The 579-nt window shown below is 47.2% G+C and carries 2 protein-coding genes; both read left to right on the top strand.

The features are described from left to right. The coding region (locus B7C60_RS19120; RefSeq protein ID WP_245869315.1) for a 3D domain-containing protein at positions 1–203 on the top strand (203 nt) is incomplete at its 5' end. A gap of 82 nt (positions 204–285) precedes the next feature. After that, a partial coding sequence (locus B7C60_RS19125) for a tRNA threonylcarbamoyladenosine dehydratase (protein WP_245869318.1) occupies positions 286–579 on the top strand: 294 nt, incomplete at its 3' end.

The raw sequence follows: 579 nt of genomic DNA on the forward strand, positions 1-579 counted from the left end.
GAACACACCAACTGAGGCTATTGATCGTGCTTGATACCGGCGGTGCGGTAAAACAAAACCATCTCGATTTATACCATGGCATGGGCCCAAGAGCTGGAATAGAAGCGGGTCATTACAAGCATTTTGGCCGCGTGTGGAAATTAGGTTTAGATAACTCGCCCACTCAAGCGCCTTGGTCGCTGCCTCCTGAAAAGCGGGAGTAGCTTGCGAAACTAGACTTTTGAGTAAAGAGTACGTATAAATCGCACTCTTTCTTTTTGGCTTTTATAGTGGTGGAAGCTTGTTATGCGTGAACTCGAAACGCCTGCCTCAGACAGTTATAACCAACGTTTTGGTGGAACCCGTCGATTATATGGTCACAGTGAAGTGGAAATTTTACGTGCTGCACATGTGTGTGTGATTGGTATTGGTGGGGTCGGTTCATGGGCTGTGGAAGCGCTGGCACGTTCTGGTATCGGTGCATTAACTTTGATTGATATGGACGATGTGTGTGTCACGAATATTAATCGACAAATTCATGCCATGAACGGTACGGTCGGGCAGAGCAAAATTGAAGTGATGGCGGATCGTGTTCAACGG

The sequence above is a fragment of the Vibrio fujianensis genome (genome assembly GCF_002749895.1).
GTDB lineage: Bacteria > Pseudomonadota > Gammaproteobacteria > Enterobacterales > Vibrionaceae > Vibrio > Vibrio fujianensis.